This is a genomic window from Victivallis vadensis (genome assembly GCF_003096415.1).
In the GTDB taxonomy this organism is placed as follows: domain Bacteria; phylum Verrucomicrobiota; class Lentisphaeria; order Victivallales; family Victivallaceae; genus Victivallis; species Victivallis vadensis.
Window position 1 is genome coordinate 107,703 of sequence record NZ_QEKH01000014.1, and the last position, 22,257, is coordinate 129,959.

Annotated in this window: 16 protein-coding genes and 1 pseudogene; 8 read left to right on the forward strand and 9 right to left on the reverse strand. The window is 58.7% G+C overall.

What is annotated here, in order from left to right:
• Positions 1 to 8: 8 nt before the first annotated feature.
• Genes C8D82_RS10000 through C8D82_RS10010 form a run of 3 tightly spaced genes read right to left on the reverse strand, consistent with a single transcriptional unit; the run spans position 9 to position 5,532 of the window.
• Positions 9 to 2,684 (reverse strand): hypothetical protein, encoded by a 2,676-nt coding sequence (locus C8D82_RS10000; protein ID WP_116884135.1) that lies wholly within the window; start codon positions 2,682 to 2,684, stop codon positions 9 to 11.
• An 11-nt stretch (positions 2,685 to 2,695) separates the two neighbouring features.
• Complete coding sequence (locus C8D82_RS10005) at positions 2,696 to 3,424, reverse strand: H-X9-DG-CTERM domain-containing protein (protein ID WP_165832990.1); 729 nt, start codon at positions 3,422 to 3,424, stop codon at positions 2,696 to 2,698.
• Positions 3,421 to 5,532, reverse strand: a complete 2,112-nt coding sequence (locus C8D82_RS10010; protein ID WP_116884136.1) for a beta-galactosidase — start codon at positions 5,530 to 5,532, stop codon at positions 3,421 to 3,423. Before C8D82_RS10010 ends, C8D82_RS10005 begins: the two co-directional genes overlap by 4 nt.
• Positions 5,533 to 5,639: 107 nt before the next feature.
• On the opposite strand from C8D82_RS10010, the gene C8D82_RS10015 reads away from it, so the two are divergent.
• On the forward strand, positions 5,640 to 6,581 hold the full coding sequence (locus tag C8D82_RS10015) for an AraC family transcriptional regulator (protein WP_133245143.1): 942 nt from the start codon (positions 5,640 to 5,642) through the stop codon (positions 6,579 to 6,581).
• On the opposite strand, the gene C8D82_RS10020 is transcribed toward C8D82_RS10015, so the two are convergent.
• From C8D82_RS10020 to C8D82_RS10030, 3 genes are all read right to left on the reverse strand, one after another.
• Positions 6,547 to 7,023 carry a YaiI/YqxD family protein gene (locus C8D82_RS10020; protein ID WP_116884159.1) on the reverse strand — a complete coding sequence of 159 codons (477 nt, stop codon included), beginning with the start codon at positions 7,021 to 7,023 and terminating at the stop codon, positions 6,547 to 6,549. The two genes, C8D82_RS10015 and C8D82_RS10020, sit on opposite strands and share 35 nt — an antisense overlap.
• Positions 7,024 to 7,054: 31 nt before the next feature.
• Entirely contained in the window at positions 7,055 to 8,266 is a 1,212-nt protein-coding gene (locus tag C8D82_RS10025; protein ID WP_116884138.1) for an alpha-L-fucosidase, read from the reverse strand.
• A 124-nt stretch (positions 8,267 to 8,390) separates the two neighbouring features.
• Positions 8,391 to 8,831, reverse strand: coding sequence for a YqaA family protein (locus C8D82_RS10030; RefSeq protein ID WP_116884139.1), 441 nt, complete (start codon positions 8,829 to 8,831; stop codon positions 8,391 to 8,393).
• Positions 8,832 to 9,117: 286 nt separating this feature from the next.
• Between C8D82_RS10030 and C8D82_RS10035 the strand changes: the two genes are divergently transcribed.
• The 6 genes from C8D82_RS10035 to C8D82_RS10060 all read left to right on the forward strand — a co-directional run bounded on the left by C8D82_RS10035 (position 9,118) and on the right by C8D82_RS10060 (position 17,997).
• Complete coding sequence (locus C8D82_RS10035; RefSeq protein ID WP_116884140.1) at positions 9,118 to 9,855, forward strand: hypothetical protein; 738 nt, start codon at positions 9,118 to 9,120, stop codon at positions 9,853 to 9,855.
• A 790-nt stretch (positions 9,856 to 10,645) separates the two neighbouring features.
• Complete coding sequence (locus C8D82_RS10040; RefSeq protein WP_116884141.1) at positions 10,646 to 11,293, forward strand: prepilin-type N-terminal cleavage/methylation domain-containing protein; 648 nt, start codon at positions 10,646 to 10,648, stop codon at positions 11,291 to 11,293.
• A 28-nt stretch (positions 11,294 to 11,321) separates the two neighbouring features.
• Positions 11,322 to 13,841, forward strand: a complete 2,520-nt coding sequence (locus C8D82_RS10045) for a type 1 glutamine amidotransferase family protein (protein WP_116884142.1) — start codon at positions 11,322 to 11,324, stop codon at positions 13,839 to 13,841.
• A gap of 86 nt (positions 13,842 to 13,927) precedes the next feature.
• Positions 13,928 to 15,043, forward strand: coding sequence for a GntR family transcriptional regulator (locus C8D82_RS10050; RefSeq protein WP_165832991.1), 1,116 nt, complete (start codon positions 13,928 to 13,930; stop codon positions 15,041 to 15,043).
• Positions 15,044 to 15,059: 16 nt separating this feature from the next.
• Positions 15,060 to 15,956 carry an endo alpha-1,4 polygalactosaminidase gene (locus tag C8D82_RS10055; RefSeq protein WP_116884144.1) on the forward strand — a complete coding sequence of 299 codons (897 nt, stop codon included), beginning with the start codon at positions 15,060 to 15,062 and terminating at the stop codon, positions 15,954 to 15,956.
• 13 nt (positions 15,957 to 15,969) lie between these two features.
• Positions 15,970 to 17,997, forward strand: coding sequence for a sodium:solute symporter family protein (locus tag C8D82_RS10060; protein ID WP_116884145.1), 2,028 nt, complete (start codon positions 15,970 to 15,972; stop codon positions 17,995 to 17,997).
• Between the two features lie 238 nt (positions 17,998 to 18,235).
• On the opposite strand, the gene C8D82_RS10065 is transcribed toward C8D82_RS10060, so the two are convergent.
• Complete coding sequence (locus C8D82_RS10065) at positions 18,236 to 18,502, reverse strand: hypothetical protein (protein WP_116884146.1); 267 nt, start codon at positions 18,500 to 18,502, stop codon at positions 18,236 to 18,238.
• A gap of 398 nt (positions 18,503 to 18,900) precedes the next feature.
• Between C8D82_RS10065 and C8D82_RS10070 the strand changes: the two genes are divergently transcribed.
• Complete coding sequence (locus C8D82_RS10070) at positions 18,901 to 19,773, forward strand: DUF368 domain-containing protein (RefSeq protein WP_165832992.1); 873 nt, start codon at positions 18,901 to 18,903, stop codon at positions 19,771 to 19,773.
• A 70-nt stretch (positions 19,774 to 19,843) separates the two neighbouring features.
• Here the strand turns inward: C8D82_RS10070 and C8D82_RS10075 are convergent, their stop codons facing one another.
• Together C8D82_RS10075 and C8D82_RS22305 are read right to left on the reverse strand one after the other, a co-directional pair.
• Entirely contained in the window at positions 19,844 to 21,448 is a 1,605-nt protein-coding gene (locus C8D82_RS10075) for a potassium/proton antiporter (protein WP_116884148.1), read from the reverse strand.
• A gap of 665 nt (positions 21,449 to 22,113) precedes the next feature.
• Positions 22,114 to 22,257 (reverse strand): annotated as a pseudogene (locus C8D82_RS22305) (IS982 family transposase); the annotation flags it as partial.

Here is a 22,257-nt window from a genome sequence, read left to right on the forward strand (position 1 = left end):
AAGTCCGGCTATCTGTTTTTTGCGGCCTCCGGTCTGCCATCAAGTGAAAGCGAATCCAGCAGTTCTTCTGCCGGGAAGTCGCCGGTGAGATAATACAGCACACGTCCTGATGTCGCTCCGGCAGCATACGGATTTCCCCAGAGATCGGTACGCGCAACTCCGGGCAAACGGCTTCGCAGCAGCCAGCCGGACGCCGTTTTCCGGGGAATTGCGACCACGGTACTGGTCCGACCGTCGGAAAAACAATATGCGTACACCTGATCCCCGAAGCCCCGGCGCGCCGTGAACTTCTTATCCTCCAGAAGCCGCGCCATCGCGGCATGGGCCACCAGTTGAGGCGATGGATAGCCGTCCGCCTGCAGCAGCGCCAGAAAATTCGGCTGCCGGGCCAGGCCTTCGTAGGTATGCGCGGAGTAGAGAAACACCCGGTCGACGCCCGCAGCCAGCAAACTTACGATATAACGGACTTGAAGTTCAGAGAGTTCGAGATTGTCGTCGCGGTTAGGCCACGGCACGGTATGGCGGTAGATTCCGATATACTCGCCCAGCGCCTCGTTGGCGGCGGACTTGCTGGCCCCCTGCCCCTCGCTCATGTAAATCCGATGCCGGAAAACGGAACCGATCGTATCGCGCAGTTCCCGGATTGCGCGTTCCGGAATATCACCGGGATAACCGGTGTAACGGTCGTTGTACAAGTGAAAGTCGACGATGTCGCAATACCGGCCGGCTCCGAGCTTGGCCAACGCGCGGTTCCAGCGCTCGCCGATCACTCCGGCCACGGTATTGTAACCGGCGATCCTGACTTCCGGAGCTACGGCGCGAGCCGCCTCAAACGCGGCTTTCTGCAATGTGAAATAAGGCGGCGCATTGTCCGGGAAGGAGATGCGGCTTCCGTTTTCATCGAAGCCTTTGTAGAAAAAGCCGGACGCCCACGGTTCGTTCCAGACCATGTATTCATCGATTTCTCCGCGATAGCGCCTCACTACGGCAGTCACATAGGCGGCGAACTCTTCCGGCCGGAGCGGAGCGGCATAATTCAGCCGGTAGCGTTCCAGCCAGGAGAGTTTCTTCTTATCCCACTCTCTTTTCCCGGCCTCGGTGGCCCATGCGGGAGCAGTTGAAAGCCCGCCGAGGATTTTCAGGTGGTTCCGGCGGTAAAGGCCGATCGCGTCGTCGCGGAAACGCCATTCGCCCCGGCTCGGTTCAAGGAACGCCCAACCGATGTATTCAGTCCCCGCATCGTGGAGCCGGACATGGTTGACTCCGGCGGCCTTGATGCTCTTCAACACCGGATCATTGGCCAGAACATGAATGCCGAACGGCGAATCCGGCGCATTCCTGTCCCAGTAGCGCGGACGCGGCAGCCGGGTGACGACCAATTCATTCACCGGCGAGATCGGCTTCCCGTCCCTGACCGCGGCGACTTCAATCCGGAACTGTCCCGACGCCCCTCCGGCAAACATCCCGAAGTCTATGCTGCCATGCGCGTTGCGAGGCGTCACCTGAAAACTCTGCTTCCTGCCGTACAGGTCGGCGGCAGTGACGGCCAGAACCGCCCCTTCCCAACTACCCGAAAGCCGATAATCGATGCGGGGGACTTCCGTGAGAAACTGAATACGGGAAGCTGCGGCTTCCCCGGGTGGGAGCGCCAGCGCAACTTCACACGGAGCCTGCGGCAGATAGGCGGAATCATTTCCCGCCGCAACCCGGAAGGCATCGACCGCCAACGTATTCCGGGTACGGAACCGGAACTGGAACGCCTTTGCTTCCGCTTCCGGAATAAATTCAATTCCCAGCCGCTTCCACACCTCCGCCGCGGGCAGTTTCCGCCAGCGTCCTCCCGCGTAAACCTCGCCCTCCCCCCGGTACGAGAAAGAGAACGTGTGGACTTTCCCCGGTTCCGCCACCTGAAAGGGTTCGGTCAGCAACGCGCCGTCGCGGAAAACCAGACAAGGCGAACCGGACGGTCCCGGTTCGGCGGATATCCGCCACTGCGGCGTTTTCTCCCTCCCGAAATTCCAGCCGCTCTGCAATCCGGCGGGAAGCCGGCTGTTCCGGAAAAAGTTCTTCAATTCCGGCGAAGGCCGCCGAATCCCCGAAGCGGACTTCGCCAGCTCTTCCGGTCCGGCCTCCGTCAGTTTCAGCGAGACGATATCGAACGCCCCGACCGCGTTCAAATACAGAAACAACCCAACCTCCCCGGCAGGTACACCGGCCTGAGGCCTGAAGATAAACTCCGCCTTTTTCCATTCCGGCGTAATCTCCAGCGGCGCGCTCCACAAAGTCCGGTAGGGAGCGGCAGTCTCGCGGATCAGAATCTCCGCTTTATTATCCTGGAGGTTGCGATATTGCAGTGAGAGTTTATAATATTTACGGTCAGCCGGACGCGGGACCGGGCAAGCGAACTGCACCCGCTGCGAATCCATTTTCGTGACCTCGAAGCGCAAAAAGTGCTCCATCCCTTCATTGATCACCCTGCCTGTCGCTTCACAGCCGGTCCAGCCCGGATAGTCCGGCCGCCAGTTCTCCGGCAGAACGCCGTCGAATCTCCCTTTCGCAACGACCGTGTTCTTTTTCACTCTGGTGAAATCCACATCCAACGCAAGCGGCGCGGCTTCGGCGGCAACGCTACTGAACGATATCCCGCACAGCAGGCCAATAACCAGGAATCTGATCTTCCACATGGCAGGCTCCATTACTCATTCATCCACATTTTCGGAGAAGACCAACTGTCCCCTTCCAGCGTCTCTTTCGGCATATACCGGGTGACATGTCCGTCCGCCATCAGATAGTTGAACTTGTTGGAGTGGGGAGGCGGTATCGGATTTCCGGCGCCGTCCTGATGATTGGTATGCTGCTGGTCCGGATTCATATCGGAAGTGCTGTTGATATAGCCGATGAATTTGTTCCGGCTGCTGCGTTCAGTCGCGGCCACCGTCATCGAAGGCCGTCTCACCCGCGTCAGCCGGATGATCGAACTCAAATCCGTCGAATCGGAAATCTCCGGCGAAAACAGCCGGCGGTTCAGTACATAGGTATTGCGCCGCTCGACATTGGGCAGCCCGTTGGCGATCACCGGACAACGGTAAAGCGACCGGGTGTCGACGATGCCGCCGAATTCATTGTACTGCGCCTGTGACAGATCAAGGCTCCTCCCGTCGTACCTTCCATACCCCAGCACATCATCCCACGTAAAGCCCTTGTACAAGCTCGTGCTCCGGCTGTCCGCGGCGAACGGCAGAGAATCACTGTTGTCGCCCGCGTAATTCAGCATCATCAGTCCGAGCTGTTTGAAATTGTTCACGCATTGCGCCCCCCAGGCATGTTTCCGCGCCTGGTTCAGCGCCGGCAGCAGCATCGCCGCCAATATCGCGATGATCGCAATCACCACCAGCAGCTCAATAATGGTGAAATTCCGTTTCATTTCCATTCTCCTTCCATAACGATTGAAGTTTGAGGTTCCGATTCCAAACAGGTTGCAGGCATGGTACATTTTTCAATTTCAAACAGCTCGACGTGTTCCAGACGGCTGATTTCAAACCGCAATTCTCCCTGCGCAAAACAGTACGGGTGATCTTCTCCGTCGGAAACCCGCTTCATCGCAGCCGGCATCACTCCCTCCGGCAATCGGATGCTCAACCGGACCTCCCGCAGCGGAATCACCGGCAGCGTCTGCTGGTAATTCACGACTCCGAGCAGCAGAGTGCGGCCGTCTTCGCTCTCCAGCAGCGTAACCTCCGCATCGGCGGGAAGGTTTTCCGCCTGAAGCAGAAAGCGCGGAAGCAACCGTTTGAACAACGCCTCACCGAACGTCTGCTGCGAATACTGCCGTATCGCCAGCACTCCCGAGTACAGATAGGCCACCCGTCCCCTGCCGTATCCATGCTCGATCCAGCCCGCATACCGGGTAGTCTCTCCGGGTGGATTGGAGTGGATGGAGGCGTAATGTCTTTCATCGTCTGCCGGAAAATCCGGCAGGGCCACCAGTCCTTTCACTTCGGCAGGGTCCGCCGCCGACACCAGCGGCGCCGGAACACCCCGGCAGGAAAGATATTCGCCCTTGTGCGCGAGGTAGCTGACGGACCCGGCGTCATGCCCCGTGTAATCAGCATGGAAAAGATCAGCCAACTGAAAATTGCCGGAAGTGCCGCCCGAAGGCGTGAACAGTGAGGTTTTACCGGTGGCGATCAGGGTGCCGCCGTCGCACACGAACTTACGGAGCCGCCCGCACTCTTCCGGCGTCATGAAAACGGCGTGATTCACGATCAGCGCCTTCAAACCGGAAAAATCCGATGTCACATCAGTCACGATCCGGTACGGAATATGCAGCCGGTTCAGGATCTCGGCGCTTCCCAGTATCTCATCGAGCGTCGCATTGCGGCGGATTCCCATATTATTGGCGGACGCCTCGTGAAGCCGGATCAACGGAACGCCGTTCTTCTCCTCATTCACACAGCTCTCCATTGAAAAGTAGAGGCCGACTTCAGCGCGAAGTTCCGGCCGCAATTCCGCAATGCGCTTCCGAAAGGGTTCCAGTTGTTCGACAATTTTTCCGAGCCGCCGATAGAATGGCCGGCAGAGTGTTCCATCCGGATTGATTGCATCGATAAAGAGATAAGCGCCGCCGTTGGCCAGTGTGGTCGCGGCATGAAGCAACAGTTCCTCATCCGATTTCGAAGAGGTGTGATCGTGCAGGTCGGTACAGCGGGAGGTCATGAATTCGTACGGTTTCCTGCGACTGTAGGCCGCGAAGATTCTGGCGGCCAACCGTTGCTGCAGAGCGCCCCCATAGAAATCCCCCGAAGCGTAGTCCGACGACGCCGCGATCGCGGAACTCTGCCCCATATACCAGCCGTGCAGAACAGCGGAGAACTGGTGGGTGACTGCGATTCCGGGGCGGCATTCGCGGGCGTGCGCAGTCAGCTCCCGGGCAAATTCTGCGAGCGACTCTTCGCGGAACCGCTGAAAAGCGATCCAGCCGGAATCATTCCAGTCCACCGTTTCCGGAATCGGTCTGCCGAACTTTTCCCGGCAGGCCGCACAACAGCACACCTGCGGCCAGAAAGTCATGTCGAGAAAAAGCCCTGCGATTTCATAAGCCGCAATCTCGGCAATCTGCTCCCGGCAGAATTCCCGGTAAGCGGCGTTGTTGGGACAGCAGTAATGATAACGCCCGTGCGATTCGTCACCGGCACGGGAACGGATCCGCCATTCGGAATGGCGGAACGCCGGTTCATTCTGGTAGACCACGGTATGATACCCCACCGGCACGATTCCGGCTTCAGCCAGCAGTCGGACCGTCTCTCCGAAAAGATCCCGCCCGACACAGCCGCCGTGGACATGGCCGATCCGGGAGGGATAGTAGCAGTTGCCGTTGTGGTCGCTGGCATAGACCATCGCCGCTTCGACCCCGGCCAGCCTGACCATCTCCACATATTCCGCCGGATCGAACTTTCTCATATACTCCGGCTTCAGATCCGTGATGTGATTATCGATCAGAAGCCGGGAGTAACAATCGAAAAGCGTTTTCATGAATCAGTACCGTTCCGTTGATTTTTTTAGCATCTATACTATATTATACCAAAAGAAAACCGGATTGCATAGAGGAGAAATCGATTATTATCAGGACAAATCGATACTTGGCAGCCCTGGAACCGCTCCGGCCGCAAAGCCTGGTCTGCTGGCACGGCGAGTGGCCGGCAGGATGGGTGGAAAAAAACCGGCGGCTCTACGATTATGAACTGGTCTATGTGAGCAGCGGCAAAGGCCGGGTGGCGACCGGGGAGCGAAGCTATTACTGCGATGCGGGTTCGCTGGTCATCATTCCGCCGCGGCTGCTGCACTATTCCGATGCCGAGAGCGGCATGGAACGCTGGTGTCTGCATATCGACTGGTTCGGCAAGTGCCTGGCACAGAAAACAATGGAGATGCCCTACGTGTTTACCGACACCGATGAGACTTTTCGGGAGGAACTCGCCGCGGAGCCGCCGCCGCCGGAATGTGCGCTGGAATTTCCGCTTCATCTTCGCCTTGGAGAAGAACAGCGCGAGCCGATGCTCGCCGCACTTAGGGAATTATTCATGTATCCTCCTGAAACCCTCGCTGCCGCCGCGTACCGGCAATCCGCATTGTGGCGAATTCTCTCATTCGCGCTGGAAACGCCCGGCACACTCGCCCCGGCGTTATGCGACCGGATGAATACGATCTTCTTTCAGGCCAAAACCCTATTGGATAAAGAATTCCATAATCCGGAGCTGGAACTTGCCCGAATTGCCCGATCCCTGCGGATCACCCCCAACTACCTGCTGAAGCTTTTCCGCCGCGAAATCGGCATGTCCGCACAGGGATATCTGCAGAACCTGCGTCTGACCCACGCCGAGAAACTTCTGGGCTCCACACGCCTGTCGATCGCGGAAATCGCCCTGGCTTCCGGTTTCTCCGACGGGAATTACTTCGCCCGCTTTTTCCGCCTCAAGCACGGCGTCTCGCCGCGGCAGTTCCGGCTTTCACGACAGGCGGAACCGGAAGCCCTTTCCCACGGCGGAATCACCTCTTCGCGGCGGCGGTCAGCAGGCGGTTGAGCAGATTCAGGAATTTTTCTCTGTGTTTCGGAGAAAAGGGGGCGGGGCCGCCGGTGACCTCTCCGGCGGCCCGCAGGTCCTGCATCACATCGCGCATCGCCAGCCGGGTCTTGATATTCGCGGGCGTAAAAAGCTCGCCGTGCGAATTGAACGCCTGCGCCCCCTTCGCCAATACCCGGTCGGCCAGCGGAATATCCGAGGTAATCACCAGATCGCCCGCCCGCGCCAGTTCGACGATCCGGTTGTCGGCTGCGTCGAAACCGCTGCCGGTCACTTCAAGCCGCACCAGCGCCGACGCCGGAATGCGCTGAAAGGAATTGGCGACCAGCACTGCCGGTATCCGGGTCCGCTCCGCAGCCCGGTAGACTGCCTCCTTCAGCTCACGCGGAATCGCGTCGCCATCGATGTAAATCGTTGCAGAACGGCGTTCCGGAATCTCCATATTCTCCATACCTTTCCCAAGCAGCGGAAGTTTATTCCGGAATCCAGAATGTGGTCTGCGAGCGCACCGCCTCCGGCTTGCCCTCCACCTCAAGTTCCACGGTGTAGGGAACTTCGGCCCCCTCCGGCCTGCCGAGAAACAGGCGCGCGCCCTCCTGCCGGAAGGAAACCTCGCCCCCCTCGGGGAAGAGCCGGGCGCGGCGCACTTCGTTCTTCAGTTCCGCCCAGCAGAATTCGCCGCAGGGATCATTCAGGAAATGCAGGAAAATCCGGCTGCCGCGCACCGTGACCGGACGGGCGGTGCAGTTCCACGAGAACGGATGCCGTTCGCTCTGCGTGACGGCTTCGCGGTGACGTTCCAGCCACTCGCCCGCTTCGTCGAGGATGCGCACCGACTCCTCCGGAATCGTCCCATCCTCTTTCGGACCGACGTTCAACAACAGATTGCCACCCTTTTCCGCACAGGTCAGCAGCAGTTGGATCACCTGCCCCGCGCTCTTCCAATGGAAGTCCCCGGCATGCCACCCCCAGTTGTCGTTCAGCGTCATGCACGCCTCCCAGTCGCGGTCCTCCGCCGGCGGATTGACGGTCTGCTCGCATACCTTCACGTCGAACGGGTTTCCCAGGCGGTTGTTCAGGATGATCTCCGGCTGCCACTCGCGGATCATCGCAATGGTTTCATCCCCGTCGATATTGCCGGGAATGCAGCCGTCGAACCAGAGATAGTCGATTTTACCGTACTCAGTCAGCAGCTCCTTCAATTCGGCGCGGTAGTATTCGATGAAGCGGCGGCGCGCCTCCTCGCCGGCCCAATCCTTTTCATCCGGCCAGTCGCGGAAATAACCGCCGGGATAGTCCGGGCAGGACCAGTTTGCGGGCGAATAGTAAAGCCCGACCTTGAGTCCCGCCTTGCGCACGGCCTCCACGTAAGGAGCGACCAGGTCGCGTTTCGGTCCGAGCTTCGCGGCGTTGTACGGATTGACTTCGGAGTCCCACAGCGCAAAGCCGTCATGGTGCCGGGTGGTGAGCACGGTATAGCCCATGCCCCACTTTTTCGCTTTGGCCGCCCAGTCGGCGGGATCGTAATGCGAAGCGGTAAAGCGTTGGGCATAGAGCCGCCGGTACTCCTCCGCCGGAATCAACTCCCGGTTCATGATCCATTCGCCGCGTCCGGCGACCGAATATGCTCCCCAGTGGATGAACATCCCGTAGCGCGCCCGGTTGAACCACCCGATCTTCTTCATGGAAACGATTCCTCTCTTTGAAATATCTTTGCATCTTTACGGAAAAGATAGCGTCCCGCCTGCCGGAAGTCAAAGGGCGATCAAAAATAACACGAAAGATTTTCCCCTGCTCTTCCGGGCCAGTTCAAGCCGCCACCGCCTGATGCAGGATGATCCAGACCAGATAGCGCAGGAGTTTTCCCAATGCCATCAGCCCGAAAAAACGGCCGGCCGGATAGCGCATAAAGCCCAGCGCGATCGCGACGCCGTCCCCCAGCAGCGGCAGGAAACAGAGGAACGCGGCGACTCCGCCGTACCGGCCGATCCGTTTCCGGGCGGTTTCGATCTCTTCGGCCGACACGCGGCAACAGCTCCGGAGCCATTCCATTTTGCCGCACCTGCCGAGCCAGAACGTCGTACCGCTGCCGAGAACATTCCCCAGAGTCGCAACCGGCAGACACCAGGCAGCCGGAACACCCGCCGCCAGCGCCGCGCTCAACGCCGCCTCGGAACTCAGCGGCAGAACCGTCGCCGCCAGAAAAGCCGCCCAGAACAGAGCGGCCAGAATTGAAACTGTAACCCACATGATTTTCCCTGCCGTCTTTTTAAAATACAGTTCCCGTCCACTGAAATCAAGCGGACCGACTCAATCCGTACTGCCGTCCGGCGTCATTCTGAAAATCATCATCAAAACATTACAAATGAGTGCTATCTTTTTAAGATTGCAAAGAAAAATTGATTTTTCCTAGAAATACTCTTGCCATTTCGAGAAAAATATCGTATAATATAAATGTAAAGATAGCTATGTTTTTAAGTGCAGAAACATTCTTTCCCGCCTCCGGCGGGGAAACAACCGAAAAGGAATCTGGACCATGAAGCTTTCGACATTCGCTCTCCCGCTCCTGCTGACGTTCTGCGGAATCGCCCTGACCGCCGGAGAAACGATTTTCAAGGAAACCGTCGGACTCTGTTCAAAGCTCTCCATCCCGATCTCACCGGATTACCTTACCCCGGAAGAACTGAAAAACGGCGAAGTGACACTCTTCGCAACCGCCTCCAACAAAATCGCCGGCTGGACCATCCACGGCAAATACGACTCCGCCAAAAATGTGAAAAACCTCTACCTGACCGACGGCGAAAATGAAACCGGCCTCGATCCGCAGCCGACGGCGGATCATTTCGGCGTGATCGGTTCCGGCGTTCCGCTGAAGCTTCATTTCAAACTGCCGCCCAAAGCTGCAGACAACGGCGTGGAGCTGATCATAAGCAAAGGGATTTTCGGCATGGGCCATGCGCCGGAAGGCCCTTTCACCTTTGAGGTCTGGAAGGGCGTCCGGCTGACTGAACCGAAGGTCGCCGCCAAGGTCGATAAACTGCGCAATTATGTGGTCACGGTACAGGCCGGCGGCGAAGGCCTGAAATACAAATACGAAGTCGAAAACGGACGCACCTCCGAAACCACCAGCACCACCTTCCGCGGCCGCATTCCTGCCGGACAGGATAAGGTCAAGCTCAAAGTCACGGTCTCCGCCCCCGACGGCACCTCACAGGTCAAAGAGGTGGAAGTGCTTGCTCCGCAATCGGAAGAGTCGGAATCCACAGCCAGATAACCGGAAGAATCATGAAAAGCCGATTTCACAATGCCCCAGCAGTTTCGCATAATAGCAGGTATGTTAAGCGACAAGGCGGCTTTTCTGCATTGCAATTCATTAACATTCTTTAGGTTAGGCATTTTGTTCTCCGTTGTAAGTCGGCTTATGTTCACTTCTATGCCCGTTACAGGCAACAACTCAAAGGTAATGTTTGCTTGTCCGGCCCAATGCCGTCCGGTGTCAACCTTGGAGTGCGGAGCCCGAAGGGCTTGCCCCCGCTCCGCGGGAGTAAGCTTCAGCTCCGCTTTCAAATCTCGCGTGATCATGCAGTTACTCATAAGTTCAATTCGCCTTTCCATGTCATTACAGGTCACAAACCGGGTGCCTGTCGTTTGCGGATGGCTCCGGAGGGCCTTTTTCAAGGCCTGCCCGCCTGATCGCCCGTCCGGACCTCCCCGCTCGCCTCGGAACTCCCGTTGACTTGCGAAGCACTTCCATTCGCGGGCGCGGCTTCGCCGCTTACTTGTCCGCCTGCGGCGGCCAACCCTTCAACGTTCGCGGCGCTCACTACGCCAGGGTGGCTTCGCTCTCTACGTTCGGCTTCGTCACTATCGTTCCTCGTTATTTTGCTGCCGCAAAATAATTCCCTCACATCCGTTCGCGGCGCTGACCGCGCTTATTGTGCGCCGCATAAGTGGTTATGGAGACCAACCTTCGCTTGCCTGTGCCGTCCGCCGCGCGACCCCGAAGGGCGTAGAGCGCGCACCCGGCAGCGGCACCTTGCCGCCCGCTTAACATACCTGCTATTATGCGTCGGAATTTCACTCTGATTGAGCTGCTCATTGTGATAGCGATGATCGCCATTCTTGCCGCCATGCTGCTTCCCGCCCTGAACAAAGCGCGGGACAGGGCCCATGCCATCCGTTGCGCCTCCAACCTCAAGCAGATCGGTAACGCACACATGATGTATTCCAATGACAATCAGGACTTCGCGGTTCCGGCCACCTGGGGACCGGGAGACGGCACCTCCTGGGACCGCAATCTCGGCACTTATTTCGGCAGGACCAAAGACACCATGAACTATTCCAGATTCCTCCAGTGCGGCTCCCATGTTCAAGTCAGCGCGCTCACGTCATTCAACAACCGTCGCAGCTACGCCCTCAACGCCAGTTTGCACTGCATTCACAACAACTGGGAGAATGGAAAACCGCAAAAATACACCATGGTCCGGAATCCGGGCTCCAAATTCGACACCAAGGATTATCACCATCCCGAAAACGTCATCAACTCGGGAGCACAGGTCCTGATCGCAGTGACCTGGTACCGCGACAAAGACCTTCAATACGGTTACCCGCATTCCCACGGCGGCAATCTTCTGTTCTGTGACGGTCACGTCGGAATACGGTACCGGACACCGGGAGAATTGAAGGAAGAAGAATACAAGCTCGACAAATAATAACTGTAAATATCATAAGGAGAACCAAATGAAAATGATGAATTGCCGAATGATCGCAGTACTGTTATGCCTGCTGCTGTCGTCCGCCCTGACAGCCGACGAGATTCTGTTCAAGGAGCAGGTCGGCCTGTGCTCGCCGCTTTCCGTGACCATCCCTCCGTCGGCCATCTCCGAGAAAGATGTCGAATCCGGAGAACTCTCTTTGTATCTGACCGCCCATAACAAGCGGGCCGGCTGGACGGTCCATTGCGACCCGGAAAGCCTCTATGTCACCGACGGCGAAACCCGTTCCGCCCTGCAGCCGGAACGTCCGAAAAACTCCCATCTCGGCAGCATTCCCTCCGGCTCGCCGCACAAGCTGACCTTCAAGCTGCCCGCCAGGGCGAAGGACAACGGGCTGTCGCTGGAGATTCCGCGCGGGCTTTTCAGCATGATCGCCGCACCGGAAGGACCGTTCATATTCGAGGTCTGGAAGGGATTGCGTCCGGTGATCTCCTCCTATGTCGACAAAATGAACCGGGGCGTGGTCGTCGACGCCACCTCGGTCGGCGATGAAGGCGTGAAATTCACCTATGAGGTTCCCGGCGTTTTCCGGCGGGAGTCCGGCGCGCCGGTTTGTTTCATCCGTTTTACGGAAAACCAGCAGCCGTTCAAGGTCAAAGTCTCAATCGAAACCCGCAAGGACGGTCTTGTTTCCGCCGAACTCGGCGTCGCGCCGCGCGCCGAAACCACGCCGATGCCCCGCCCGCAGTCGGAGGTGCTGACCGGCATCTGCTACTACCGCGACGCCTTCGACCAGTATGACAAATTCATCGCCGAGGACCTCGGCAACCTCCTCGCCCAATGGTCGGACGACACCAGCGCCGAATTCAAGGAACCGTACCTGAAACGCCTCGGCGAAAAGGGAATCACCTATATGGGGATCTACCGTTCCGGGCGCGAATCCCGTCAGGATCTCGACCGCTACCGGCAGGCGCTCGGCGGACGCTACCTGACCAACAACATCGGAGAATACGCCGGCTACCTCTATCAGGACCGGAAAAGCGCCGACGCGATCAACATGCCGACTGACCAGACCGACATGCGCGACGCCCGCGACCGTTTCCTCGAATTCATCAACCGCCGGGTGCGCCGCGAGCACAAGGTTTACGATTACATCCTCAGCACCTCCGGTTCGGCGCTGGCCGACTATGAACTGATGGGCGGCATCGACTTCATGAGCAGCGAACTGTACGCGGTCGGAGCGAACAACATCAACTACGCGATCGCCGAAATGCGCGGCGCGGCCCGCAAGTGGCGGCCGGAATACTGGGGCGCATGGCTCGCGGAGGAGTGGCAGACCTTCGGCGTCCCCTATGAATCCTCGCAGAAATACGACATGCTGACGGTCGGCCTGTACGCCAACTACATGATGGGAACCAATGTGATCGTGCTGGAGTCCGGCGCCTCCACCACCCAGGCCGAAAAGCATACCCACAACCCGGACGGCAGCGTCGGCTCTCCGAAGCAGCAGTACGACGGCCATGCCCCCACGCAGTACCGCAGGACCATGCACGACTTCTGGCAGTTCGTGAAAGCCAATCCCCGCGATGAAGGCACGCCCCAGACCCATATCGCGCTGCTGCGCGGCAACCTCGACTCCTGGGTAGGCGCGTTCCACGGCTGGATTCCGGCCTGGGCGCAGCACCAGACCGCCAGACAGCAGCCGCAATGGCTGATGGGCGACCCGGAACGCAGCTGGCTCGCGGCGATGGATGTTTTCACCCCGATCTGTTCCGGCGCGCTCAAGCCTTATCCGAATTACTGGATCGGCGGCATGCCTTACGGCCAGACCGACGTGGTCGGTCTGGACGAGTTCAGCCGCCCGGCGGATATCGGCCGCTACCGGCTGGCGGTGCTCCCCGGCTGGAATACGATGATTCCGGAACTGATGACAACCCTGAATGAGTATGTCCGCGGAGGCGGCACGCTGGTGATCTCCCTGCCGCAGTTCCTGACCCGCCGCGACCGCGAAGCCGTCCGGTACGAAATCGCCGACCTGATCGGCGGCGGCGACCTTTCCGGCCTGATCGATGTGAAGATCACCGGTTTCACTGAAACGAGCGGCACACCGGCCTCCCCCGCGCTCGGCGGCCTCAAAAGCGGAATTTTCCGGAAAGAGCAGATCGCCTCCGCCGAACTCGGCGACGGCGTCGAAGTACTCGCCACCGTCGCCGGCAAGCCTTACGCGGTAAGGCAGTCGCGCGGCAAAGGCAGGGTCGTGCTGCTGCTCGGCAAGGAGTATCCGGGCAAAGCGGACACTTCGCTCTTCTACAAAAATCTGCTGCACAAACTCGCCGGAGAAGTGGAACAGCCGGTCACGATCGCCCCGGTGCCGGGCAAGGAGGAGGATGTCCGGGCAGTCAGCTTCGCGGCCTACCCTTCCAAGGTCTATTTTCTCAATGCGGACTGCGTCTCCAGCCGCACCGTCGCCGCCGTGATCGACGGCCGGAAACAGGAACTCACCCTCGCTGCGCATGAGTTCCGGATCATGGAGCGCAAAAAATGAGCGCATTTTTTCAACGGAACCTTTTGCATTCCGCCGCCGCGACGGTAAATTATCAGCAGGATACCCATGCAACGACAGGAACACGAATGAGCAAGAACGGCACGGCATTGCGTTATATGCAGGTCTACCTTGACCTGAAGGATCAGATCGCGGGAGGAGACTTCCAGCGGGGCACCCAGATTCCGACAGAAAAGGAGCTGATGTCCCATTACGGAATCTCCATTACCACGCTCCGGCGCGCAATCAACATCCTGTGTCAGGAGGGGCTGCTGACCAAGAAGCAGGGCTCCGGCACCTATGTGAACGGAATTCCCGCCAACACTCCCGCCGTTCCCGCCGCGCCGGAAAAACCGGCGGCCAACCAGCGGATCGCGGTGATCATGCCCGACGTGTCGCGGATGGCCCCGGAAGGGGACGCCCGCCACTGGCAGCTCAATCTGCGCCGGGTGGACGGCATCTACCAGGAGGGCAACCGGACCGGTGCGAACATCCGGCTTTTCGACCTGTCGGAACCGTTCGATCTTGATGAATTCGACGGTGCGATCATCTTCCGGGTGTTCGAGCTTGAGATGGAGGAGGTCTTCAACCGGCTGGTCGCGCCGCTGAAGCGTGCGGGGAAACCCTATGTGGTCCTCTCCGAATACAACCTGCGCTTCTGCGACAAATACTGGGTGGTGGAGAACCTCGCGCTGGAATTCCTGAACGCCTACCGCTACCTGAAGGAAAAGGGAATGCGCAAACTGCTGGTGATCGGCCTCAACCTGACTCCGGAGAATCCGCGGGTCAACGTGCTCCCGCTGGTGATGAAGCCGGACTGCTGCGAGTTTCTGGAAAATCCCCGCAGCGACACCGCCAGCGCCCGCGCCCGCATGAAGGAGTATCTGGAAGCCCACGGCGGACTCGGCGACATCGACACCATCTTCTGCCTGACCGACCTGCAGGCGGTCGGCGCGATGGATGCGCTGCTCGAATACGGCATCCGCATCCCCGAAGATGTAAATCTGATGGGATGCGACAACATCACCGACGGACTCAACGCCCCGGTGCCGCTGACCACCTTTCAGTTTTCAGGCCGCGGCGTCGGCCGGACCGCCCTCGAAGTGGTGCTCCGAGCGATCAACGGCGACTATCCGGACGGCGTGATGATCACCAAGCGGTGCCGGATCGTCGAACGCGACAGCGTCAGAACCATCAAGCGTTAATCAATTCGGAGCCAATATGAAATCCCTGTTCAAAAGACCCTTTCTGCCCATTTTCCTGACCGTGCTGCTGTGTTCCCTGCCGGCGGCCGCCGCACCGAAAAACGACCGGCTCGACCGGGCCCGCAACTATGTGCTGTACTACGGCGGCGCCGGAGACGACGAACTCAGGGAGCTGGCCAAATACGATGTGGTAATCATCGATCCGCAGGCGCTCGGCAGCGATGCCAAAGCGAAAATCGCCCGGCTCAAACGCAACGGCTGTTTCGTGATCGGCTACCTGAGCTATATGGAAGTCGCTGACTGGCACCGCTACAAAGATCGCGTTCCGCAGGAGTGGATTCTGAAAGTGGACGGCAAACCCTGGGTGCCGTGGGGAAGCAACCGCGCCGCCGACCTGAACAACCCGGAGTGGCGCAAACTGCTGGTCCGGCTGACGAAATCCGAAGTGATCGACTACGGCTGCGACGGCGTATTCATGGACACGCTCGCGGACATCGAACACCCCAAACTCCCCAGGGCCATGCGCGAAAAGCAGCTGGCCGGTCTGGAATCACTGATGAAGGAGCTGCGGACGGCCTATCCCGGGTTCGCTTTCGTCAGCAACTGGACCATACAGGCCACGCTGCCGGTGATGGCGAAATACGCCGATATCATCTGCTGGGAAAACTTTCAGGCGAAGTACTTCGACAAGGGCGACGAAGCCAACGCCTTCGCGAACAGGATCCGCAAGGAGCTGGACGCCCAGCGGAAAAAACACCGCTTCAAGGTCTACGCCCTCTGGGCGGCCCCCGCCGGCGGCGAAACTTACCGCGAACGGCAGCGCAGCGCAAAGCTGGCCGAATCATTCGGCTACCTTTTCTACAGCTGCGTCGGGGATTACCATACCGGCTTCACCGCCGCCGGGAAACATTGAAAGGAGCACTGTCATGCCGGATCCGGTAATGAATATGAAAGCATTGGACTGGGCGATCCTCTGCACACTGATCGCATTTTTAGTCGCGATGCTGGCCTACAGCCAGCGTTTCGTGCGGAACACCTCGCAGTTTCTCGCCGCCGACCGGTGCGCGGGGCGATATCTGCTGGCTATCTCCAACGGCATCGCCGCCCTCGGCGCGATCACCGTAATCGCACAGTTCGAGCTCAATTACCAGGCCGGTTTTTCCCCGGTCTGGTGGTCGTTCATCATGGGCTTCGTGTCGCTGGCGCTGACCGCCTCCGGCTGGGTCAGTTACCGGCTGCGGGAGACGCGCGTGCTGACCATCGCCCAGTTTTTCGAGGAACGCTACAGCCGGAAATTCCGGGTATTCGCCGGTTTCATGGCGTGGCTGGCCGGAGTGCTGAACTACGGCATTTTTCCGGCGGTATCGGCCCGTTTCTTCATCTACTTCTGCGGATTGCCGCAGCAGTTCGGCCTTTTCGGCTTCACCGTCAGCACCTATGTATTTCTGCTGCTGCTCTTTCTGTCGCTCGGCGTGATCTTCGCGATCTTCGGCGGACAAGTCGCGATCATGGTCACCGACTTCTGCCAGGGGACCTTCTGCAACATCGCCTTCCTGATTCTGCTCTTCTATCTGCTGACTGTTTTCGACTGGCGCACGATCGCGGCGACTCTGACCGAACTGAGCATGAAAAATCCGGCTGGCTCGCTGGTGGACCCCTTCAAAACCTCCAGTTTGCGCGACTTCAACCTGACCTACTTCCTGATTTCGGTCTTCTTCACGATCATCTACTGGCAGACCTGGCTCGGCACGCAGGGCTTTCAGGTATCGGCCAAAAGTCCGCATGAATCCAAAATGGCAGGCATGCTCGGCACCTGGCGCGGCATGACCCAGAGCCGGCTGCTGCTCTTCATCCCGATCTGCGCGATCGTGGTGCTGCAGGGCAACCTCCCCGAATTCGCCACCGTCAGGCAGCAGACCGAAACCGCGCTCGCGGCGGTCGGCAACTCCACGCTGCACGAACAGTTGCAGGTGTCAGTGGTGCTGGCCAAGCTGCTGCCCGCCGGACTGCTCGGCATGTTTGCGGCGATGATGTTCGCGGCGATGCTCAGCACCGACGACTCCTATCTGCACAGCTGGGGCAGCATCCTGATTCAGGACGTGCTGCTGCCGATGCGCCGGAAGCAGACCGCGCTGTCGCCCCGCCAGCACATCAACCTGCTGCGGCTGTCGATCCTGCTGGTCGCCGTAATCGCGTTCTTCATCAGCTGGCTGTTCCAGCAGACGCAGGCGATCATGCTCTACTTCACGATTTCCGGGGCGTTGTATGCGGCCAGCGCGGTGGTGATCGGCGGGTTGTACTGGAAAAAGGGAACCACCACGGCAGCCTGGATTTCCATGATCTCCGGCGCGGCGTTCGCGATTGCGGGACTGCTGCTCTGTTATTACACGCCGGAGTGGTGGCAGTCGCACTCCGGCGGCGCTCCGCAGTTCTATCCGGACGGGCGGCGCATCCCGCTGCTGGATGGTCAGCAGGCCGGTTTCTGGGCAGCGGTGATCTCGATCGTCTCCTATATCGTGATTTCCCTGTGCGAACGCCGTCTCCGCCGGATGCCGGACTTCAACCTCGAACGGATGCTCCACCGCGGCCCTTACGCCCGCCCCGGAGAAGCCAAGCCCGCCACCGGGTTGAAAACCTTCGGCTTCACCGCCGACTTCACCCGCAGCGACAAATTCATCTACCTGATTACAATCGGCTGGAATCTGCTGTGGTTCGTGATCGGCGGCGCGTTGCTGCTGCTCGAAAAGGCCGGGCTGATGACCGCCGCGCGCTGGACCGGTTTCTGGATCTGGTTCATGATCATCGGCGTGGTGATCGGCGTCGGCACCACGGTCTGGTTCCTGATCGGCGGCGTGAGCGATATGCGCGAACTCTTCCATACCCTGAAAACCGCCCGCAGCAACGACAACGACGACGGACGGGTCATCGACGGCCGCAACGCCGGGGATCGCTGACATATCCGTAAAAAATAAAGAAACTCGTTGATGAACAGATACTTTACACTTATACTGCTGGTGCGGACGGCTCCGTACTACCGGCATAGTTGTCGCCGGTGCCGTGTTCCACTCCGGCGGCGGCGAGGTCGGTTCAAGAAACTTGCACATGGTGTGAACTTATGCGCTTGCCATTATGAAAATACACCGGTATTCCCCGGCGGCGGCTTGCAAACCTTCCGAAATGTTATATATTATTTCAATTCAGGAGAACAGGCGTCAAGGAATGAATTACGGTAACGGCATTTTCACCACATCCGATCGGCATGTAATCCGATATTTGCTGTTCGCGGCAATTGTCGTTGTCATAAATTTCTGCGCACCGGCGGCCACCGCGGCCATTCCGGCGGATTTTCGCCTTGCCCGGGCTGCCTGTGTCACCGCACTTGCCGATAATGATGACAGTAAGCTGACCCAGGACGATTTCCGGCGGCCGCGCCGGGCGATCACCGTCGTCCAGCTCCAATTCCGGCAGCCTGAATACGGCAAGCTATCCGGCGACTGCTGCAATCCCTCCCGGCAATGGCTGATTCCGCAACTTCGCTTTCCTTCTCCGACGATTTTCGCGCCGGACTCCGTTCCTCTTCAGGAACTTCTCAAAAACTCAACTCCCGTCCGGGCCGGGCCGCCGGTGTTTTCCGCCGACTGATTCCCCGGATCCTCGATTTTCCCGGCGGCCTGTTTTTCCGCCGGCAGGAACCGCAACCGCTTTTTATTCCTATGCCACGGCGGTTTCCGGGGGATCGCCGTTTCCTCTCACTCCGACAATCATTATTCAAGGAATTTCATATGCAGGAACTGCACCCGCCGTCCCGGAGGCGCTCCCTCAAGGACTATTTACGTATTTTCTCATGCGGCTTTATCATGGGAGCAGCCGACGTCGTGCCGGGAGTCTCCGGCGGAACCATGGCCTTTATCCTCGGCATCTACGACGAACTGGTCGAATCAATCCGGCGATTCACCGGCAAAGAGTGTTTTACAACAGTTTTCCGGTTTCAATTCAAAAAAGCATGGCAGACCCTGCCGTGGCCGTTCATGGCGAGCCTCGGTCTGGGAATCCTGCTCGCCATCGCCCTGTTCTCCACCCCGATCAAATGGATGCTGGCCAACCGGCTCACCCTGATTCTCGCGTTTTTCTTCGGGCTCGTGCTGGCGTCGGTCGCGACAGTGCTTCCGCGCGTCAGACAATGGAACGCAGGCCGGATCGCCGCCCTGATCGGAGGTACCGCCGCCGGATGGCTGATCGTCGGACTGCCGCTGCTGCAAAATCCGCCGGATTCACCATTCTACCTGATCCTGTGCGGAGCCGTCGCAATCTGCGCGATGATCCTGCCCGGCATCTCCGGCAGCTTCATCCTGCTGCTGATGGGCAAATACGACTTCGTGCTGAATGCGGTGCACGAGTTGAAAAGCGGCATGAACATCGGCGGCAACTTCTGCACGCTGCTGCTCTTCATGTTCGGCATTTTCATCGGAATCGCCGGATTCATCCGGCTGCTGAGCTATCTGCTGCAGAAGTTCCACGACATCACCATCGCCGTGCTGATCGGTTTCATGCTCGGCTCGCTGCGCAAGGTGTGGCCCTGGAAGTTCGCAGACAATATCGAGAACCACAATATTCTCCCCGGTGCAATCGACGGCAATTTCTGGTTCGCAGTCCTGCTCGGAGCCATCGGTTTCATCCTCGTACTGGTAATCGAATACGCCGCCCGAAAACGCGAAGACATGACCCCGTAAGGCAACTCGGTGATTTCGCTCCAGAGGAGCGAAATCACCGTACGTTCAGATGCAATCGGCAGGCCCCCGTTTACTCCTCCGGCTCCTCCTGGCCGAGAACCTTGACGGTTTCGTCGAGCACTTCAGGTTCGGCCAGCACCATCAGGCCGTCGGCCTCGTGCACGAGCGTGCTGCCGTGGGGAACGACAAAGTTATCTCCGCGGCGGATCAGCAGCACGAGCGCTCCCTTGGGCAGGCCGAGCTGGGAAAGCTTTTTATCGATCAGCGGGGAACCGGGAAGTATTTCAAATTCGCGCATATCGCCGGACATCGTGCCGGTATTTTCGAATTCGAGGGGAACCCGGGGCGATACCTTCAGCGGCTTGTCCAATCCGAGCAGCTTGGCGAACGGCATCAGGGTCTTGCCCTGGAAAACCACGGAGGTCAACACGATCAGGAACACAATGTTGAACATCACCGCGGAATTTTCCACCTTGTACATCAGCGGGAACGTGGCCAGCATGATCGGCGCGCCGCCGCGCAATCCCACCCACGACACGAAGGTGCGTTCCTTCATCGTGAATTTGCTGCCGATCATACAGAGGAACACCACCAGCGGGCGGGCGACGAACATCATGATCAGGCTGATGCCCAGGCCGAACCAGAGCGCTTTCAGGAGTCCGTGCGGCGAGACCAGCAGCCCGAGCATACCGAACAATGTCACCTGCATCAGCCAGCCGATGCCGTCGTGAAAACGGCCGAGGCCGTGCTGATAGGTGAATTTGCTGTTGCCCATCACCATGCCGCAGACATAGGCCGCCATGAAGCCGTTGCCGCGCAGATATTCCGTGCCGAAGCCCCAGTCGGAGGCTCCGTAGGCGAGCAGAACCACGCCGATGCCGACCACATAATAGAGGCCGTCATAATCGAAGTCAATGATATTGAAGAACTTGGTCGCCAGCTTGCCGATGACGATGCCGAGCAGGATACCGATCCCCATGCGCAGCGGGAAAGTCCAGAGGATCGACCAGTAGCTGGTGACCTCAGGGCGGGTGATCACGTCGATCATGAACAAGGTCAGAAAAGTGGCCATCGGATCGTTGCTGCCGGATTCATATTCCAGCAGCGGCTGGAGCTTCCCCTTGAGGCTGACGCTCTTGCTGCGCAGGATCGCGAATACGGCGGCGGCGTCGGTCGACGACACGATTGAGCCGAGCAGCAGACACCAGGAGAGCGGATAGTCCATTCCGAGCAGGCGGAAGAAGCCGTAGGTGCCGAAACCGACCGCCGCCGCGGTCAGCAGCACGCCGACGCTGGAGAGGATGCTGCCGTAGCCGATCACGCTCTTGACGGATTTCCAGCTGGTGTCGTAACCGCCGGAATAGAGGATGAACGCCATCGCGACAGTGCCGATGATATTGGCGGAAAAAGGATCGTCATAGCGGATGCCGCCGAACCCCTCGCTGCCGGCGAGCATGCCGACGCCGAGGAACATCACCAGCACCGGCACGTTGATCCAGCTGGCGACGCGGCTGAGAATGTAGCTGAGCGGCTTGGCGGTATGCAGCGGGGCCGTCGAAACCCGTTGGGAGCACCGGCTGATGATCGCCGCCAGCTTGCTGGAGGCGGCGCCGGCCAGAATCAGCACGGCTACGACGGTCAGGAAAATAGAGAGGTTGAAAGCAAGTTTTTCCATGTGAAATTCCGAATCAGATAGTTCAAACAGTCAGGGACGGAGGAAATGAAGGGCGGCTTTCCGCCGGTCCCGCCCGCGCTTCCCGGGGAGTGCGGTGAGCCTCCGCCCGGATACGGTCAGGCGACCGGAAATTTCGGATGCTTTTGAGAAAATCCCGGAATTCCGGCAACGGAAACGGTTCCGGCGCGGTCAGGCAAACCGGTCCGCGTACCGATGCGGATATTCGCGGACCTTCTTCCGCACGGCAGTATTGCGGCGGAGTCTTTTTACGCTTGGAGAATTGAGCCGCAGGTGCGGAAGCGCGGGAAACGGAGTATGGCGCCGGAAAAAATGCGTAAAGCGGCACTCCCGCCGGCAACAGCCAGGCTACAGTTATAAAAACGGCAAATAAGCTTCTCAACGGGCTCTCTCCCCTCAATCGTATCAGCGCCCCGATTTTCATTTCCTTTCGAATCGATAATATAATCCGATACTTTGCAAATTGCAATCATGCGGCCGTGTTTCGGGCGGTATTTCCGGTTCATGCCGTCCCGCTTTCAAACAGGAATCCTGCTTCATCAATTGTGTACGATCCGCATTGGTGGCGGTCAATAAAAATTCTTTTATCATTCCGCTATTGACATTTGTACCGGCCTTTTGTATAATATACGCCGTGTGCAAGTTTTTTAACAAAAAATCCGTTCAAATTGTAGAAGCGGATTCCCATATTTCTGATTGATACAGCAATTGATGGAATGTGCCAACAATTTCCTGCTAATCCGAACAGTCAAATGCCATAAATCTCGGGCTCTGATTTTTTCGGCATTGAA

Bases quoted from the DNA above. Each gene is read 5' to 3' on its own strand.
- C8D82_RS10000 (WP_116884135.1), bottom strand. From the start codon at position 2,684: ATGTGGAAGATCAGATTCCTGGTTATTGGCCTGCTGTGCGGGATATCG.
- C8D82_RS10005 (WP_165832990.1), bottom strand. From the start codon at position 3,424: ATGAAACGGAATTTCACCATTATTGAGCTGCTGGTGGTGATTGCGATC.
- C8D82_RS10010 (WP_116884136.1), bottom strand. From the start codon at position 5,532: ATGAAAACGCTTTTCGATTGTTACTCCCGGCTTCTGATCGATAATCAC.
- C8D82_RS10020 (WP_116884159.1), bottom strand. From the start codon at position 7,023: ATGGAGATTCCGGAACGCCGTTCTGCAACGATTTACATCGATGGCGAC.
- C8D82_RS10025 (WP_116884138.1), bottom strand. From the start codon at position 8,266: ATGAAGAAGATCGGGTGGTTCAACCGGGCGCGCTACGGGATGTTCATC.
- C8D82_RS10030 (WP_116884139.1), bottom strand. From the start codon at position 8,831: ATGTGGGTTACAGTTTCAATTCTGGCCGCTCTGTTCTGGGCGGCTTTT.
- C8D82_RS10035 (WP_116884140.1), top strand. From the start codon at position 9,118: ATGAAGCTTTCGACATTCGCTCTCCCGCTCCTGCTGACGTTCTGCGGA.
- C8D82_RS10040 (WP_116884141.1), top strand. From the start codon at position 10,646: ATGCGTCGGAATTTCACTCTGATTGAGCTGCTCATTGTGATAGCGATG.
- C8D82_RS10045 (WP_116884142.1), top strand. From the start codon at position 11,322: ATGAAAATGATGAATTGCCGAATGATCGCAGTACTGTTATGCCTGCTG.
- C8D82_RS10050 (WP_165832991.1), top strand. From the start codon at position 13,928: ATGAGCAAGAACGGCACGGCATTGCGTTATATGCAGGTCTACCTTGAC.
- C8D82_RS10055 (WP_116884144.1), top strand. From the start codon at position 15,060: ATGAAATCCCTGTTCAAAAGACCCTTTCTGCCCATTTTCCTGACCGTG.
- C8D82_RS10060 (WP_116884145.1), top strand. From the start codon at position 15,970: ATGCCGGATCCGGTAATGAATATGAAAGCATTGGACTGGGCGATCCTC.
- C8D82_RS10070 (WP_165832992.1), top strand. From the start codon at position 18,901: ATGGGAGCAGCCGACGTCGTGCCGGGAGTCTCCGGCGGAACCATGGCC.
- C8D82_RS10075 (WP_116884148.1), bottom strand. From the start codon at position 21,448: ATGGAAAAACTTGCTTTCAACCTCTCTATTTTCCTGACCGTCGTAGCC.